This is a genomic window from Pseudomonas sp. LA5, assembly GCF_028640825.1.
In the GTDB taxonomy this organism is placed as follows: domain Bacteria; phylum Pseudomonadota; class Gammaproteobacteria; order Pseudomonadales; family Pseudomonadaceae; genus Chryseomonas; species Chryseomonas aestiva.
This window is the reverse complement of record NZ_JAQYZY010000025.1, coordinates 40,596-56,100: the sequence shown is the minus strand read 5'-3', so window position 1 is coordinate 56,100 and position 15,505 is coordinate 40,596. Positions and strand designations below refer to the sequence as shown.

At 64.2% G+C, this 15,505-nt stretch carries 15 protein-coding genes; 8 read left to right on the top strand and 7 right to left on the bottom strand.

Features of this window, described 5'->3' with window-relative positions; all coding sequences use genetic code 11:
- Window positions 1–203 precede the first annotated feature (203 nt).
- Window positions 204–473, top strand: coding sequence for a DUF4404 family protein (locus PVZ72_RS06910; protein WP_007158392.1), 270 nt, complete (start codon window positions 204–206; stop codon window positions 471–473).
- Here PVZ72_RS06910 and queF read toward each other — a convergent pair whose 3' ends face one another.
- The 3 genes from queF to PVZ72_RS06895 are packed head-to-tail and all read right to left on the bottom strand — an operon-like array spanning window position 474 to window position 3,023.
- On the bottom strand, window positions 474–1,301 hold the full coding sequence (queF, locus tag PVZ72_RS06905; RefSeq protein ID WP_273861520.1) for an NADPH-dependent 7-cyano-7-deazaguanine reductase QueF: 828 nt from the start codon (window positions 1,299–1,301) through the stop codon (window positions 474–476).
- A 13-nt stretch (window positions 1,302–1,314) separates the two neighbouring features.
- Entirely contained in the window at window positions 1,315–2,094 is a 780-nt protein-coding gene (locus PVZ72_RS06900) for an ABC transporter permease (RefSeq protein WP_133863077.1), read from the bottom strand.
- Window positions 2,091–3,023 (bottom strand): ABC transporter ATP-binding protein, encoded by a 933-nt coding sequence (locus tag PVZ72_RS06895; RefSeq protein WP_133863078.1) that lies wholly within the window; start codon window positions 3,021–3,023, stop codon window positions 2,091–2,093. The genes PVZ72_RS06900 and PVZ72_RS06895 overlap by 4 nt, the downstream gene beginning before the upstream one ends.
- Before the next feature lie 142 nt (window positions 3,024–3,165).
- Here PVZ72_RS06895 and PVZ72_RS06890 point away from each other — a divergent pair, with 142 nt between their 5' ends.
- Window positions 3,166–3,576, top strand: coding sequence for a PA2817 family protein (locus PVZ72_RS06890; RefSeq protein WP_187979317.1), 411 nt, complete (start codon window positions 3,166–3,168; stop codon window positions 3,574–3,576).
- A 59-nt stretch (window positions 3,577–3,635) separates the two neighbouring features.
- On the opposite strand, the gene nfuA is transcribed toward PVZ72_RS06890, so the two are convergent.
- The 3 genes from nfuA to PVZ72_RS06875 all read right to left on the bottom strand — a co-directional run bounded on the left by nfuA (window position 3,636) and on the right by PVZ72_RS06875 (window position 6,271).
- Window positions 3,636–4,220, bottom strand: a complete 585-nt coding sequence (nfuA, locus tag PVZ72_RS06885; protein ID WP_133863080.1) for a Fe-S biogenesis protein NfuA — start codon at window positions 4,218–4,220, stop codon at window positions 3,636–3,638.
- Window positions 4,221–4,301: 81 nt separating this feature from the next.
- Complete coding sequence (locus PVZ72_RS06880) at window positions 4,302–5,267, bottom strand: sensor domain-containing diguanylate cyclase (protein ID WP_187979318.1); 966 nt, start codon at window positions 5,265–5,267, stop codon at window positions 4,302–4,304.
- Between the two features lie 2 nt (window positions 5,268–5,269).
- Window positions 5,270–6,271: a response regulator gene (locus PVZ72_RS06875; RefSeq protein ID WP_273861519.1), complete on the bottom strand. Its 1,002-nt coding sequence runs from the start codon at window positions 6,269–6,271 to the stop codon at window positions 5,270–5,272.
- 227 nt (window positions 6,272–6,498) lie between these two features.
- On the opposite strand from PVZ72_RS06875, the gene metH reads away from it, so the two are divergent.
- Both metH and PVZ72_RS06865 read left to right on the top strand, forming a co-directional pair.
- Window positions 6,499–10,215: a methionine synthase gene (gene metH, locus PVZ72_RS06870; RefSeq protein WP_273861518.1), complete on the top strand. Its 3,717-nt coding sequence runs from the start codon at window positions 6,499–6,501 to the stop codon at window positions 10,213–10,215.
- Window positions 10,216–10,308: 93 nt separating this feature from the next.
- Complete coding sequence (locus PVZ72_RS06865) at window positions 10,309–11,436, top strand: PQQ-dependent sugar dehydrogenase (RefSeq protein WP_187979320.1); 1,128 nt, start codon at window positions 10,309–10,311, stop codon at window positions 11,434–11,436.
- Window positions 11,437–11,471: 35 nt separating this feature from the next.
- Here PVZ72_RS06865 and PVZ72_RS06860 read toward each other — a convergent pair whose 3' ends face one another.
- Complete coding sequence (locus tag PVZ72_RS06860) at window positions 11,472–11,774, bottom strand: DUF1883 domain-containing protein (protein ID WP_133863084.1); 303 nt, start codon at window positions 11,772–11,774, stop codon at window positions 11,472–11,474.
- 85 nt (window positions 11,775–11,859) lie between these two features.
- Between PVZ72_RS06860 and PVZ72_RS06855 the strand changes: the two genes are divergently transcribed.
- The 4 genes from PVZ72_RS06855 (at window position 11,860) to efeU (ending at window position 15,471) form a co-directional block, all read left to right on the top strand.
- Entirely contained in the window at window positions 11,860–12,888 is a 1,029-nt protein-coding gene (locus PVZ72_RS06855; RefSeq protein WP_273861517.1) for an RNA methyltransferase, read from the top strand.
- A 100-nt stretch (window positions 12,889–12,988) separates the two neighbouring features.
- Complete coding sequence (locus PVZ72_RS06850; protein ID WP_133863086.1) at window positions 12,989–13,393, top strand: 3-phosphoshikimate 1-carboxyvinyltransferase; 405 nt, start codon at window positions 12,989–12,991, stop codon at window positions 13,391–13,393.
- 51 nt (window positions 13,394–13,444) lie between these two features.
- Complete coding sequence (locus PVZ72_RS06845; protein ID WP_273861516.1) at window positions 13,445–14,467, top strand: twin-arginine translocation pathway signal protein; 1,023 nt, start codon at window positions 13,445–13,447, stop codon at window positions 14,465–14,467.
- 149 nt (window positions 14,468–14,616) lie between these two features.
- A complete protein-coding gene (efeU, locus tag PVZ72_RS06840; RefSeq protein WP_133863088.1) occupies window positions 14,617–15,471 on the top strand; it encodes an iron uptake transporter permease EfeU in 855 nt (284 codons plus the stop codon).
- The last annotated feature ends 34 nt before the right edge of the window (window positions 15,472–15,505 follow it).

The window sequence follows — 15,505 nt, the reverse complement described above, 5'->3', positions numbered from 1 at the left end:
GTCAGGGCCGTTGCAAGGAGCGCTCCCCAAACCTTGGAACCACGTCGCTCGACCGTCATCGCTTCTCTCCTCGTTGCACTCAGACGCCTGAAAGGCGCCGATTATAGTCATAGCTTTGCCAGTTTGGCTTAGGGCCCGGCGCTGTGACTCGATCTTTGACCCAAGGTTGCGGTCAAAGAATCCGAACACAGGAGAAACGCCTTATGACCACCTCTCATCTGCAGGAACAACTCGACCACCTCCGCCACCAGTTGGACCAGGATCCGCCCGCCTCGCCCGAGGACCGGGAAGAACTGGAACTGCTGATCCGGGATATCGAATTCCAGCTGGCCAACGAAGATGCCACCCATACCCGGGATGGCAGCCTGGTGGAAGGCGTCAATCTGGCGGTGGAGCGCTTCGAGGTCAGTCACCCGACCATGGCCGGCACGCTCCGCTCGATCATGAACAGCCTGAGCAGCATGGGCATCTGATCACTGCCGGACGTAACGTTCCGCGGCGGGCTGGATGGCGTCACTGCTCCGGTAGGGATTGATGTCCAGTCCGCCACGCCGCACATAGCGGGCGAACACGGTTAGCTTCGCCGGCTTGAGCAGCCGCCACAGATCCAGATAGATGCGCTCGACGCACTGCTCGTGGAAATCCGCATGCTGGCGGAAGGCGACCAGGTAGCGCAGCAGACTGGCCGCGTCCAGCGCCAACCCCTCTTCATAGTCGATCACCACCGTGCCCCAGTCCGGCTGGCCGGTGACCGGGCAGTTCGACTTGAGCAGGTGGCTGTAAAACCTCTGACTATCCCGCGCCTCACTCACGCTCAACAGTTCAACCTGCGGGTGGGCGTAGCGATCCAGGCTGATATCCAGATCGTCGACGCACTGGCCAGCGGGGCGTCGCACACCCCGTGCCGTCCAGTCATCCAGGGATACCAGGCTGACACCGACGGTACCGCCGGCTGCGGCGCTCAGATCTTTGACCAGTACGGCTTCGAGTTCGGCCGGGCTGGCGAACATCGACTGGTTCAGGGAGTTGAGGTACAGCTTGAAGGACTTGGACTCGATGATGTTCGGCGAATCGGCCGGGATGGCGAATTCGCCAATGGCCACCACCGGCTTGCCGGACGGCAGCAGCCAGGACAGCTCGTAACAGGTCCAGACGTCCACCCCGTGAAACGGCAGGTCCTGCCCGTCCAGGCCCAGCTCCGCCCACTTGGGCGCGCGCGGGATCGGATACAGCAGCGTCGGCGCGTACTGGCTGACGTACTCGGTGCTTTTGCCCAAGGGCGATTGTTCTACGCTATGCATGAAGCTCTGACACTCAATGACGCATGCCGCGCCCGCTCACGAGCAGGCGGATGCTGACCAGATAAAGCACGACCACGGCGAACAGCATGAAGGCGATCGCCACCCCGATGCGGATGTCGGACACCCCGAGGATGCCATAGCGGAAGGCGTTGACCATGTGCAGGATCGGATTGATCAAAGACACCTTCTGCCAGAAGGCCGGCAGCAGGTCGATGGAGTAGAAGACCCCGCCCAGGTAGGTCAGCGGCGTCAGCACGAAGGTCGGCACGATGGAGATGTCGTCGAAGTTGCGCGCGTAGACGGCGTTGATGAAGCCGCCCAGGGCGAAGATCGCTGCAGTGAGGATGATCACCAGCAGCATGATGCCCAGGTGGTGCACCTGCATGTGGGTGAAGAACAGCGACAGCACGCTGACGATGGCGGCCACGGCCAGGCCGCGCAGGATGCCGCCCATGGCATAGCCGATGAGGATGACGTGCGGCGACACAGGCGAGACCAGCAGTTCTTCCACCGAGCGCTGGAACTTGCTGCTGAAGAAGCTGGAGACCACGTTGCTGTAGGCGTTGGTGATCACCGACATCATGATCAGGCCCGGCACAATGTACTGCATGTAGGTGAAGCCACCCATGCCACCGATGCGATTGCCGATCAGATTACCGAAGATCACGAAGTACAGGACCATGGTGATCGCCGGGGGCAGCAGCGTCTGCGCCCAGATGCGGGTGAAGCGGCGCACTTCGCGATGGACGATGGTCCGCAGCGCCACCATGTTGGCTTGGAATTCGGTACTCATCGGGCGACCTTGGCTAGATTCTTTTCCACCAGGGAGACGAACAGCTCCTCCAGGCGATTGGCTTTGTTTCTCAGGCTCTGCACCTGGATGCCGGCGGCGTCCAGCTGGCGGAACAGGGCGTTGACCCCACTGGCCTTGTCGATCTGCACCTCGAAGGAGTGATCGCCCAACAGCTTGGCCGGATAGCCGTCCAGCTGCGGCGCTGCCGTCAACGGCTGGACCACGTCGACGATGAAGGTCTCGACGTTGAGCTTCTGCAGCAGCTTGCGCATGCTGGTGTGCTCGACCAGCTCGCCATGGTCGATGATGGCGATGTTGCGGCAGAGGTGCTCGGCCTCTTCCAGGTAGTGGGTGGTGAGGATGATGCTGGTCCCCTGCTTGTTCAGCTCGGTGAGGAAGCTCCACATGGAGCGGCGCAACTCGATGTCGACCCCGGCGGTGGGTTCGTCGAGGATCAGCAGGCGCGGCTTGTGGATCAGGGCGCGGGCGATCATCAGACGGCGCTTCATGCCGCCGGAGAGCATGCGCGACGGCGTATCGCGCTTGTCCCACAGCCCGAGCTGCGTCAGGTACTCCTCGGCGCGTTCACCGGCGATGCGTGCCGGGATGCCGTAGTAGCCCGCCTGGGTCACCACGATGTCGAAGGCTTTCTCGAACTGGTTGAAATTGAATTCCTGGGGCACCACGCCGAGGCAGCGCTTGAGGCCCGCCGGATCCTTGTCCAGGTCGTTGCCGAACACCGACACCTCACCGCCCGACTTGTTGACCAGGGTCGAGAGGATGCCGATGGTGGTCGACTTGCCCGCTCCGTTCGGACCGAGCAGTGCGAAGAAATCACCTTCGACCACATCGAGGTCGATGCCCTTGAGGGCGGTGAAGCCGTTGTTGTAGGTCTTGGTCAGACCGCGAATGGAGAGAGCTAGACTCATGTGCCTCCCGGCAAGAACTGATTCGCAAAGAAAAGTGCTACTTCCTATAACCCCGGCAGAGGGCAAAGGTTCGATCCTAGTCGAACCAGACAACGTCGGACAGTGCCCCTATACTGCGCAGCCGCTTTTTCAGGAGACACCCATGGCCACTTCCTATCTCGACCACCACGTTGCCCTCCTCGCCCAGTTGCGTGCGCTCCTGGCCGACGTCGGCACGGCCGAGCAGGTGCCGTCGGAAAATCACGCGCTGTTCCTCGACCGCTTCGACGAACTGGTCGCCGGCCTGCCGCAGGCGCCCGAAGAATACGCCTATCTCGGCCAGGACCTGCTCAGCCAGGTCTTCAGCCGCTATCCGCAGATCGCCCACCGGGTACCACGCGACCTGCTGTGGTTCTTTGGCGGCGATTGCCTGCACTTCATGCCGGACGAAGAGCTGGCGCTCTATCAGCGACTGGACGAGCGTCGTCACGAGGCGGAATCCCGCGGCGAGGTCTTCGACTGGGCGCAGGAACAGCGCCTGATGGCCCTGCCGGCTGACGCCGCGCGCCACTGAAACGCCGAAGGGCTATCGAACCGGTCGATAGCCCTTCGTACCCGCAAAACGCGCTATCTCTAGTAGTAGGCGTTTTCGCGGTTGGTATGGTCGGTCACGTCGCGCACGGCGGTGAGCTCGGGGATCCGTTCCAGCAGGGTGCGCTCGACGCCATCCTTGAGGGTCAGATCGACCTGGCCACAGCCCTGGCAACCACCGCCGAAACGCAGCACGGCCACGTTGTCATCGACGATGTCCACCAGGCTGACCATGCCACCGTGGCTGGCGAGCCCCGGATTGATCTCGGTCTGCAGGTAGTAGTCGACACGCTCGTTGAGCGGGCTGTCCTCGTTGACCATGGGCACCTTGGCATTGGGCGCCTTGATGGTCAGCTGGCCACCCATACGGTCGGTGGCGTAGTCCACCAGGGCATCTTCGAGGAAGGGCTGGCTGATGGCATCGAGGTAGGCGGTAAAGCTCTTCAACCCTACGGGCTGATCATCGGGCTTCTCTTCGCCAGGCTTGCAATAGGCGATGCAGGTCTCGGCGTACTGGGTGCCGGGCTGGGTAATGAAGATGCGGATACCGATCCCGGGGGTGTTCTGCTTTTCCAACAGGTCGGCCAGGTAATCCTGAGCCGCGTCGGTAATCGTGATGGCGCTCATGGTCACTCCTCAACAGGTGTCCCAAGTTTACGCCACCCCACCCCGCGACGAAAGCCCTAGTGAAACAGTCGGATAATCGACTCAATCGAGCCGCTGCACGAAACTGGTCACCCGGTTGCGCCCGGCGTGCTTGGACTCGTAGAGCGCCTTGTCCGCCTGCTGGATCATCTGCTCGTGATTGCCCAGGGGCACCGACAGATCGGTAAGGCCGATACTGATGGTGAAGGCGATGGGTGTTCCCAGCATATCGAGACGCATGGCCTCCACTGCCTCGCGCAGGCGCTCGGCGAGCAGCCGCGCGCCTTCCACGCCGGTGTCGAGCAGCACCACGCCGAATTCCTCGCCACCGTAGCGCCCGGCGATGTCGGCATTGCGCACATGGGTCTTGATCACCCCGGCCAGCGCCTTGATCGCCTGGTCACCCACGGCGTGGCCGTGGGTATCGTTGATGCGCTTGAAGTGGTCGATGTCGAGCATCATCAGCGCCAGGCGGCCGCCATAGCGCTGGTGGCGGGCGAATTCCTCGGTGAGCCGCTCTTCCCAGTAACCGCGATTGGCCAGCCCGGTGAGGCGATCGGTGCGCGACAGCTCCTGCAGCTTGTCGTTGGAAAGCTCCAGTTGCCGCTTGTTGATGGCGACATCGGTGACGTCGTAGATCACCACGCAGATATGGGCGATGGCCCCGGTGGAATCCCGTAGCGGCAGCAGGGTCACGTTCTGGTACATGAAGGCTTCCACGCCGGTGATCGGCTGGTAGCTCTTGAAGTGGACCAGGTAGGGTCGCTGTTCCCAGATGGAAAAGGCCCGGGTGCCCAGCAGCACCACGCTCTCGGCCTTGGCGCGAAACCAGGCTTCGTCGATCTCGGCGAAGACGGCGAACAGCGACTGCTGGCTGACCTCGCTGAGGATCCGCCCGGAATGGTTTTCCATGAAGCTGTTCCAGACCTCGATACGGTAGTCGAGATCCAGCACCACCACGCCGACATCGATGTTCTGCACGATGTCCAGCAACCAGTGGAGTTCGTTGATATCGATCTGTGCGGCCATGCTCAACTCATCAGGTAGCCGATCTTGCGGGTGATGCGCTTCACCGAATCCTCGGTGAACAGCAGCAGCAGATCGAAGTGGACGTTATGGCCTTCCAGGCTGTAGCTGAGTTCGACCGCCAGGGTCTTCTTCCAGCGCGTCTTGTTGACGACGATGAGTTCGTCGATGGACGCATGGTGACCGAGGATGGTCGGGTGGCCCTGGGAAAAGCGGATGTCGAACTGTTCGGCGATGCCGGCCAGGCAGGCGCCGATGATGATGCTCGACAGGTCCAGCAGCATCTCGATGTCGCCGGACTCCCCCGCCTCGCGCCAGCGCACCAGCTGGGCCATGTCGCCGAGTTCGGAATCATGGAAGATCAGCAGCGCCTCGCCGGCGATGCCCTCGCCGATGTAGCCCTGGCAGACCGCACTGAGGCGATCCTCACGCTGGGCGTCCACCAGCGTCATGTGCAGCTCGCTGACTTCCAGGATATTGACGTTGGGAATCGGCAGCTGGACGAAGACGTTCAGCGCCTTGGCCAGCAGCGCCCCCGCACGGCCCATGGAAACGTTGACCACCTCGCGGAAGGCATCGCGGAAACTGACCTCCAGCTCGGGGCGCGGGACGGGCTCCGCCGGCACCGCCGGATTGGGGCTGTAGAGGCCGTGGCGTGCGAGCACCGCGGCCAGTTCGGCGGGATCGGCGGGCTTGCGCAGGAAGTCCAGGGCGCCCAGTTCACGTACCCGGGCCACCGCCTGCTCCTGGACGTCGCCGGAGACGACGATCACCTTGACCGCCAGGCCTTCGTTGCGGATGGCCGCCAGGGTGCCATAGCCATCCAGGATCGGCATGGTCAGGTCAAGCAGCATCACCTGGCCCAGACCCTGGCGCAGCGCCGTGAGGGCTTCCTCGCCATGGGTGGCCTGGGTGATGGATACCGCCCAGCCTTCGGGCAGGGAGCGAACCAGCTGCTTGCGCGCCATGTTCGAGTCGTCGCATATCACCAGAGGAATCACGGCCACCTTCCATGACGCAGTTTTGACGCACAGTAAACGTCGGTCATCTGTCAGTAAAGCAGCACTTCGAGGGCTTGCCCACCGGCCGCTCTAGATCGCCAAATATCCCTGGCATGAAAGACTCGCCGACCCTTCATGAGCGCTGCTCATCATGGACCACTGCCGATACCGAGGCGGGCGCCGGCTTTTGCTATGCTGCCACCCTTTGTCCAGCGTCTCTTCATCTCTGTGGAATGCCCATGACCGATCGCAGCTCTCGCCTCGCCGCCCTCCGCCACGCCCTTGCGCAGCGCATCCTCATCCTCGACGGCGGCATGGGCACCATGATCCAGAGCTATCGGCTGAAAGAAGCGGACTACCGCGGCGAGCGCTTTGCCGACTGGCCAAGTGACGTCAAGGGCAACAACGACCTCTTGCTGCTGACCCAGCCGCGGATCATCGCCGAGATCGAAAAGGCCTATTTGGACGCCGGCGCCGATATCCTCGAGACCAACACCTTCAACGCCACCCGCGTCTCCCAGGCCGACTACGGCATGGAGGAGATCACCTACGAACTGAACCTGGCCGGCGCCCGGGTCGCCCGCGAGGTGGCCGATGCCAAGACCCTGGAGACCCCGGATCGGCCACGCTTCGTCGCCGGGGTCCTCGGCCCGACCAGTCGGACCTGCTCCATCTCCCCAGACGTCAACAACCCCGGCTACCGCAACGTCACCTTCGATGTGCTGGTGGAGAACTACACCGAGGCCACCCGTGGCCTGATCGAAGGTGGCGCCGACCTCATCCTGATCGAGACCATCTTCGACACCCTCAACGCCAAGGCCGCGATCTTCGCCGTCCAGGGCGTGTTCGAGGAGGTCGGCATCGAGCTGCCGATCATGATCTCCGGCACCATCACCGACGCCTCCGGCCGCACCCTCTCCGGCCAGACCACCGAAGCCTTCTGGAACTCGGTGCGGCATGCCCAGCCGATTTCCGTGGGCCTCAACTGCGCGCTGGGGGCAAAGGAACTGCGGCCCTACGTCGAGGAGCTGGCAACCAAGGCCGACACCTTCGTCTCCGCCCACCCCAATGCCGGCCTGCCCAATGCCTTCGGCGAATACGACGAAAGCCCCGAGCAGATGGCGGCGGTGGTCGAGGAATTCGCCGCCAGCGGCCTGCTCAACATCGTCGGTGGCTGCTGCGGCACGACGCCGGCGCATATCCAGGCCATCGCCGAAGCCGTCGCCCGCCATGCGCCGCGGCGGCTGCCGAATATCTCCAAGGCCTGCCGCCTCTCCGGCCTGGAGCCCTTCACCATCAGCCGCGAGTCGCTGTTCGTCAACGTCGGCGAGCGCACCAACATCACCGGCTCGGCCAAGTTCGCCCGCCTGATCCGCGAAGAGAACTACGCCGAGGCCCTGGAAGTGGCGCAGCAGCAGGTGGAAGCCGGGGCCCAGGTCATCGACATCAATATGGACGAGGGCATGCTGGATTCGAAGGCGGCCATGGTCACCTTCCTCAATCTGATCGCCTCCGAGCCGGACATCTCCCGGGTGCCGATCATGATCGACTCCTCCAAGTGGGAGGTGATCGAGGCCGGTCTCAAGTGCATCCAGGGCAAGGGCATCGTCAATTCCATCTCCATGAAGGAAGGCGTCGAGTGCTTCATCCATCACGCCCGGCTGTGCAAGAGATACGGCGCGGCGGTGGTGGTCATGGCCTTCGACGAAGACGGCCAGGCCGACACCGAGGCGCGCAAGAACGAGATCTGCGCGCGCTCCTACGACATCCTCGTCAACCAGGTCGGCTTCCCGCCGGAAGACATCATCTTCGATCCCAACATCTTCGCCGTGGCGACCGGGATCGAGGAGCACAACAACTATGCGGTCGACTTCATCAACGCCTGCGCCTATATCCGCGACAACCTGCCCTACGCCCTGACCTCGGGCGGCGTATCCAACGTCTCCTTCTCCTTCCGCGGGAACAACCCGGTGCGCGAGGCCATCCACTCGGTCTTCCTCTACCACGCCATCCAGAACGGCCTGACCATGGGCATCGTCAACGCCGGCCAGCTGGAGATCTACGACGAGATCCCGGCCGCGCTGCGCGAGCGCGTCGAGGACGTGGTGCTCAACCGCACCCCGGCCGGCACCGACGCCCTGCTGGCCATCGCCGACGACTACAGGGGCGGTGGCGCGGTCAAGGAAGCCGAGACCGAGGAATGGCGCGGCCTGCCGGTGGGCAAGCGACTGGAGCATGCGCTGGTCAAGGGCATCACCACCCATATCGTCGAGGACACCGAGGAATGCCGCCAGCAGTGCGCGCGCCCGATCGAGGTCATCGAAGGCCCGCTGATGAGTGGCATGAACGTGGTCGGCGACCTGTTCGGCTCGGGCAAGATGTTCCTGCCCCAGGTGGTCAAGTCCGCCCGGGTGATGAAGCAGGCGGTGGCGCACCTGATCCCTTTCATTGAAGCGGAAAAAGGCGACAAGCCCGAGGCCAAGGGCAAGATCCTCATGGCCACGGTCAAGGGCGACGTCCACGACATCGGCAAGAACATCGTCGGTGTGGTGCTGGGTTGCAACGGCTACGACATCGTCGACCTGGGCGTCATGGTCCCGGCGGAAAGGATCCTGCAGACCGCCATCGCCGAGAAGTGCGACATCATTGGTCTGTCCGGCCTGATCACCCCCTCGCTGGACGAGATGGTCCACGTCGCCAAGGAAATGCAGCGCCAGGGCTTCACCCTGCCGCTGATGATCGGCGGTGCCACCACCTCCAAGGCCCATACCGCGGTCAAGATCGAGCCGCAGTACAAGAACGATGCCGTGGTCTATGTCACCGACGCCTCCCGTGCGGTGGGCGTGGCTACCCAGCTGCTATCGAAGGAACTCAAGGCCGGCTTCGTCGAGCGCACTCGCGCCGACTACGTCGAGGTCCGTGAGCGCACCGCCAACCGCAGCGCCCGCACCGAACGCCTGTCCTACGAAAAGGCCGTGGCCAACAAGCCGGCCTTCAACTGGCTCGGCTACAAGGCACCCAAACCGACCTTTACCGGTGCCCGGGTGCTGGAAGACATCGACCTGGCGGTGCTGGCCGAGTACATCGACTGGACCCCCTTCTTCATCTCCTGGGACCTGGCCGGCAAGTACCCGCGCATCCTCAGCGACGAGGTGGTGGGTGAAGCCGCCACCGCGCTGTTCGACGATGCCCAGGCCATGCTCCGCAAGCTGATCGACGAGAAGCTGATCAAGGCCCGCGCCGTGTTCGGCTTCTGGCCGGCCAATCAGGTCCGTGACGACGACCTGGAAGTCTACGGCGAGGACGGCCAGCCCCTGGCCACCCTGCACCACCTGCGCCAGCAGACCATCAAGCCCGAGGGCAAGCCCAACCTGTCCCTGGCCGACTTCGTCGCGCCAAAGGAGACGGGCGTGACCGACTACATGGGTGGCTTCATCGTCACCGCCGGCATCGGCGCCGAGGAACTGGCCAAGAACTACGAGCGCAAGGGCGACGACTACAACTCGATCATGGTCAAGGCCCTCGCCGACCGCCTCGCCGAGGCCTGCGCCGAATGGTTGCACGAGCAGGTGCGCAAGGAGCACTGGGGCTATGCCGCGGACGAGACCCTGGACAACGAGGCGCTGATCCGCGAGCAGTACAAGGGCATCCGCCCTGCCCCCGGCTATCCGGCCTGCCCCGATCACACCGAGAAGGCCACCCTGTTCAAGCTGCTGGACCCCGAGGCCAGCTTCAACGAGGCCGGTCGCAGTGGCGTCTTCCTCACCGAGCACTACGCCATGTTCCCGGCCGCCGCCGTCAGCGGCTGGTACTTCGCCCATCCCGAAGCCCAGTACTTCGCCGTGGGTAAGATCGACCGGGATCAGGTAGGCAGCTACACCGAGCGCAAGGGCCAGGAGCTGGCGGTGATGGAGCGGTGGCTGGCGCCGAATCTGGGGTATGACAACTAGCCCGGCAGACGCCTCAGGTAACAAAAACGCAGCCCTTTTCGCGGGCGTCCCTACTAGGGTGTAGGGACTTCCATCGACGAGGACCGCGTGCCCATGAAAGGCCTTACCTTAGCCGCCGGCAGTCTCCTGTTCGGTCTCGCCACCCTGAACGCCAATGCCGCACCCCAGGCGCTGAGTGAAGCTCAGTGGCCCTTCACCGCGACGTCACGAGCCACCCTGGATGCGCCCTGGGCCATCGCCTTTCTCCCGGACGGCACGGCGCTGGTCACCGAGAAAGGCGGCGTCCTCAAGCACCTGAACGTGCAGACTGGCAAGGCGCAGGACATCGGCGGTGTGCCCAAGGTGGTCGCCGCCGGCCAGGGCGGGCTGGGCGATGTCATCCTGCATCCGCAATACGCCAGCAATCAGCTGATCTACCTGAGCTACGCCGAAGCCGGCGAAGACGGTACCCAGGGTGCTGCCGTGGCCCGTGCCAAGCTGACCTTGAAAGAAGATGGCAGCGGGTCGCTCAGTGACCTCAAGGTGATCTGGCGGCAGACCCCCAAGGTCAGTGGCAATGGTCACTATGGCCATCGTATGAGATTCGGCCCGGACGGCAAGCTGTGGATCACCTCGGGTGAGCGGCAGAAATTCACCCCGGCCCAGGATATGACCGGCAACCTGGGCAAGCTCATCCGCCTCAACGATGACGGTAGTACGCCTGCGGACAACCCCTTCGCCCAGCAGGGCGGCGTAGCGGCGCAGGTCTGGTCGCTGGGTCACCGCAACCCGCTGGGCATCGCCTTCGATGCCCAAGGCCGCTTGTGGGAACAAGAGATGGGTCCCCAGGGCGGTGACGAGCTGAACCTGATCCAGCGCGGCGGCAATTACGGCTATCCCGAGGTCTCCAATGGCGATCACTATGGCGGCAAGCCGATCCCGGATCACGCGACCCGCCCGGAATTCATCCCGCCGAAGATCACCTGGACGCCGGTGATTTCCCCGGCCGGATTGATGATCTACGAGGGCAGCCGCTTCCCGGCCTGGAAAGGTAATGCATTCATCGGCGGCCTGTCTTCCAAGGCGCTGGTGCGGATCGAACTCAAGGGCGAAGAGGCACGCGAAGTCGAGCGCTATGCCATGGGCACGCGCATCCGCGACGTCGAGGAAGGTCCCAACGGCAGCCTCTGGGTACTGGAAGACGGCGCCAACGCACGGCTGCTGGAGTTGCAGCCGAAATAGCCAGCAGGATCACCCAGGGACGGGTGACCGCTGTCTCAACGCAACTCGGAAGGCGAGCGACGGACGATCTTGATCGAGTGCTTGATCTCGGGCTTGCGGGTAACGCTGATCGGCCGCTTGGTGACGGTGTCCAGGGTGATGTTCCAGAAGCCGGTGCTCGGGACGGTGATGCGCGCCGGAAAGGTGTCGAAGGCGCCGCCGTGATAGGAGTGGCGGCCGCCGTTCTTGAAGCTGCGGAAATTGGCATCGTTCATCAGGCGGATGTTGCACACCCCCGAACTCTGGATGACGACCAGATCGCCCTCGTTGAGATGCTCGCGCTGGTGGATGAACTTCATGACGGGTCCTCGTCTTGCAAAGGACTAGGATAGCATCCCTGCCCTGTCCTATTATCGCCGCCCGCCCTCGACCTGCCCTTTTCCCATGCGTATTTCCGATGTCGTCCAGTTGCTCGCCGATGCCGGCGCCAAGCCCAAGCACAGTGCCCGTATCCTGCGCGCCTGGTGCCAGGGACTGGCCCTGGATACCGGCACCCGGCGCCAGCAGGCGGAAAACTTCCTGCCGCTGGAGGTACGCCAGGCCATCCCGGCACTGACCGCGCGGCTGGAAGGCCTGGCCCGGGTGACCTCGGAGCATCCGGGAGCCGACGGTTCGGCGCGGATGCTGGTGACCCTGGGCGATGGCCAGGCGGTGGAAAGCGTGCTGCTGCCGCGCGACGGGCTCTGCGTGTCGTCCCAGGTCGGCTGCGCGGTGGGCTGCGTCTTCTGCATGACCGGCAAGACCGGCCTGCTGCGCCAGGTGGGCAGCGCCGAGATCGTCGCCCAGGTCGCCCTGGCGCGACGCCTCAGGGCGGTCAAGAAGGTGGTCTTCATGGGCATGGGCGAGCCGGCGCACAACCTGGACAACGTGCTGGAAGCCATCGACCTGCTGGGCACCGCCGGCGGTATCGGCCATCGCAACCTGGTGTTTTCCACCGTCGGCGATCCGCGGGTGTTCGAGCGACTGCCCCAGCAGACGGTCAGGCCGGCATTGGCGCTGTCGTTGCACAGCACCAATGCCGAGCGTCGGGCCCGCCTGCTGCCCAAGGCGCCCCGCTACGAACCCAGCGAGCTGATCGAACAGGGTGAAGCCTATGCCCGACTGATCGGCTATCCGATCCAGTACCAGTGGACGCTGCTTGCCGGCATCAACGACGGCCAGGACGAGATGGACGAATTGCTGCGGCTGATGAAGGGCAAGTACGGCGTACTCAACCTGATTCCCTACAACAGCCTGGAAGTGGACGACTACCAGCGCCCCGACGGCGAGCGCATCGTGCAGATCGTGCGCTACCTGCACAGCCGCGGCCTGCTCACCAAGGTGCGCAATTCCGCGGGCCAGGATGTCGACGGCGGTTGCGGCCAGTTGCGCGCCCGGGCCGAGGTGCTGCGCCCCGTACGGGTCAGCGCCTGACCGATCGTCCTGCGCGGGGCCCCGCCCATCAGGTGCGGCGGAACGCCCGGTCGGGCGCCCCCTCAGAGTGCATTCGCACCATTCAGAGGGAAGCTTTTCCATGCAGGATCGCATCAAACGCCACGACCCCTTCATCGCCGGTCTGAAGGAACGCCTGCCCGAAGCGCTGCGTGAATCCTTTACCGAGGAGCAGCTGGAAGCCCTCAAGCTGGCGTTCGGCACCCGCAGCTGGGGCAAGCACAGCGTCGATCTGCGCGGCACCGTCAAGTTCTGGCACCGCCGCTACTACTTCGTCTTCCTCGCCGGTCGCAACTACCGTCAACTCTCGCGCCTGGAGCAGGAATTGTCCCTGCTCGGCAAGGCCACGGTGCTGGCGGTGATCCTGCTGGCCTGCGGCCTGGTGGGCCTCTTGCTGCTCTATCTGCTCAAGTCCGCGCTGGGCATCGACATCTTTCCCGACTACTCCTTCGGAGTTTGGACCTGGTTCAAGGGTCTATTCGAGTAGCACGGATTCGCTTGACCCTGGCAGGGAGGCTTGCCCCTTGGGAGACCTCCTATGCCCCACCTGAATCGCCGTCAGACCCTCGGCCTGCTGGCTGCCAGTGCCGCCCTGCCCCTGCTGGGCGGCTATCCGCTCCGCGCCTTCGCAGCGGGCGATGAATACCTCGCCCTGGTCGAGAAGGAAGCCCCCGGCATCGGCTTCTATCGCCTGGCCGATGGCAAGCGCGTCGGCAGTCTGGAATTGCCGGAGCAACCTCATGAGATCGTCGCCGACCGCCAGGGTCGCTATGCCTATATCGGCCAGTATGGGGTCAAGAGCTGGCAGGCGCCTGGCGAGGGCGGCCACCAGGTCAGTGTGATAGATCTCGCCGAGCGCCGCCTGGTGAGATCCATCGACCTGTCGCCCTATCACCGCCTGCACGGCATGCGCCTGGACGACCAGGGTCGCCTCTATGTGCTCAGCGAAACCGACTCGCTGCTCATCCGCTTCGATCGCCCCGCCACCGCCGAATCGCCCAGCCAGATCGTCCCGGTCGGCGGGACCCGCAGCCACTACTTCGTCCTGACCCGTGACGGACGCCGTGCCTACGTCGCGGATACCCTGAGCGGCCTGGTGATCCTGGTGGACGCGCACAATCCCGCCGTGCTGCCGGTCAAGAAATACCTCGGCCAGGCGCCGGAGGGCTGCTGCCTGAGTCCGGACGAGCGTACCTTCTATGTACTCGACCGTTTCGCCGGCATCCTCCATGCGCTGGATGCCCGCGACCTGGCGCCGATCCGCCAGATCAAGCTGCGGGGCGAAGCGGTACGGGTAGCCGCCCTGCCCGATGGCCGCCTGCTGGTGTCCAATCTGGCGGACAAGAGTCTTTCGCTGCTGCGGCCCGATACCCTCGCCGAAGTGGCCTATCTGCCCATGGGCAGTGCGGTGCCCGGCCTCAACCTCGATCCCCGCGGCGAGTGGCTGTTCGCGGCGCTGGAAGATAATCAGCTGGCAGTGGTCGACCTGCGCAACTGGCGCGAGATCCGCCGCTTCGCCACCGGCAAGGCTCCGGATACCGCCGTGGTCTTCCAGGCCTGACGCGCGCCTGCACGCTGATCCGCTGCCAACCAGTCGGCGGATCCGCAAGGCACGAGAATCATCCGCATTTAACAATCCGAATCATTGTGATACAAATCACCGACCTCCGGGCGCCTCTGCGCCCTCAGCTTCCGTCGGTGATAGCTTTCATGCTCGTTCCCTTTCTGATCATGCTCCGCGAAGGTATCGAAGCGGCGCTCATCGTTGGCATCATCGCCAGCTATCTGCAACGCACCGGTCGTGGCCACTGGATGCCCGCGGTCTGGATCGGGGTGATGCTGGCCGCCGCCCTGTCCCTGTTTGTGGGCGCCGGACTGCAACTGGCCAGCGCCGAATTCCCGCAGCGTCAGCAGGAACTGTTCGAAGCGGTAGTCGGCCTTGCCGCCACCGCCATCCTCACCTCCATGGTGTTCTGGATGCGCAAGGCGGCGCGCTCGATCAAGACCGAACTCCACGACTCCCTGGAAAACGCCCTGTCCGCCTCGCGCAACCAGGTCTATGCCCTGATCGGCATGGTCTTTCTGGCGGTGGCCCGCGAGGGCCTGGAAACCGTGTTCTTTCTGCTCGCCATCTTCCAGCAGAGCGCCGGCCCCGGTGCGCCCCTGGGTGCCCTGCTCGGCCTGATCATCGCCATCGCGGTGGGCTACGGCCTCTATACCGGCGGCGTGCGACTGAACCTGGGCAAGTTCTTTCGCTTCACCGGCCTATTCATCCTCTTCGTCGCGGCCGGCCTGTTCACCAACTCGGTCAAGGCCCTGCATGAAGCCGGCCTGTGGAATTCGCTGCAGCAGGTGCTGTTCGACTGGAGCCACGTGCTGCCCGCCGACGGCCCGGTGGGTACGGTGCTGGCCGGCATGTTCGGCTACCAGGACACCCCGACCGTGAGCACCCTCGGCGCCTATCTGCTGTTCCTGGCGGTCACCCTGCCGCTGTTCTTCCGCACCCCGGCGCCGCCCCAGCGTCCTGTGGTAACCACCCCCGCCTCGCTGGAGCGCCCGTCTTGAACAACGCCAACCCCCATTCGCCGAAGCAGGGCTC

What these genes read in the sequence shown, in the direction of transcription:
- PVZ72_RS06890 (WP_187979317.1), top strand. Translation starts at nt 3,166, where the DNA reads ATGGCCACTTCCTATCTCGACCACCACGTTGCCCTCCTCGCCCAGTTG.
- PVZ72_RS06900 (WP_133863077.1), bottom strand. Translation starts at nt 2,094, where the DNA reads ATGAGTACCGAATTCCAAGCCAACATGGTGGCGCTGCGGACCATCGTC.
- queF (WP_273861520.1), bottom strand. Translation starts at nt 1,301, where the DNA reads ATGCATAGCGTAGAACAATCGCCCTTGGGCAAAAGCACCGAGTACGTC.
- PVZ72_RS06860 (WP_133863084.1), bottom strand. Translation starts at nt 11,774, where the DNA reads ATGAAGTTCATCCACCAGCGCGAGCATCTCAACGAGGGCGATCTGGTC.
- PVZ72_RS06855 (WP_273861517.1), top strand. Translation starts at nt 11,860, where the DNA reads ATGCGTATTTCCGATGTCGTCCAGTTGCTCGCCGATGCCGGCGCCAAG.
- nfuA (WP_133863080.1), bottom strand. Translation starts at nt 4,220, where the DNA reads ATGAGCGCCATCACGATTACCGACGCGGCTCAGGATTACCTGGCCGAC.
- PVZ72_RS06910 (WP_007158392.1), top strand. Translation starts at nt 204, where the DNA reads ATGACCACCTCTCATCTGCAGGAACAACTCGACCACCTCCGCCACCAG.
- PVZ72_RS06845 (WP_273861516.1), top strand. Translation starts at nt 13,445, where the DNA reads ATGCCCCACCTGAATCGCCGTCAGACCCTCGGCCTGCTGGCTGCCAGT.
- PVZ72_RS06880 (WP_187979318.1), bottom strand. Translation starts at nt 5,267, where the DNA reads ATGGCCGCACAGATCGATATCAACGAACTCCACTGGTTGCTGGACATC.
- PVZ72_RS06850 (WP_133863086.1), top strand. Translation starts at nt 12,989, where the DNA reads ATGCAGGATCGCATCAAACGCCACGACCCCTTCATCGCCGGTCTGAAG.
- PVZ72_RS06865 (WP_187979320.1), top strand. Translation starts at nt 10,309, where the DNA reads ATGAAAGGCCTTACCTTAGCCGCCGGCAGTCTCCTGTTCGGTCTCGCC.
- PVZ72_RS06895 (WP_133863078.1), bottom strand. Translation starts at nt 3,023, where the DNA reads ATGAGTCTAGCTCTCTCCATTCGCGGTCTGACCAAGACCTACAACAAC.
- efeU (WP_133863088.1), top strand. Translation starts at nt 14,617, where the DNA reads ATGCTCGTTCCCTTTCTGATCATGCTCCGCGAAGGTATCGAAGCGGCG.
- metH (WP_273861518.1), top strand. Translation starts at nt 6,499, where the DNA reads ATGCCCATGACCGATCGCAGCTCTCGCCTCGCCGCCCTCCGCCACGCC.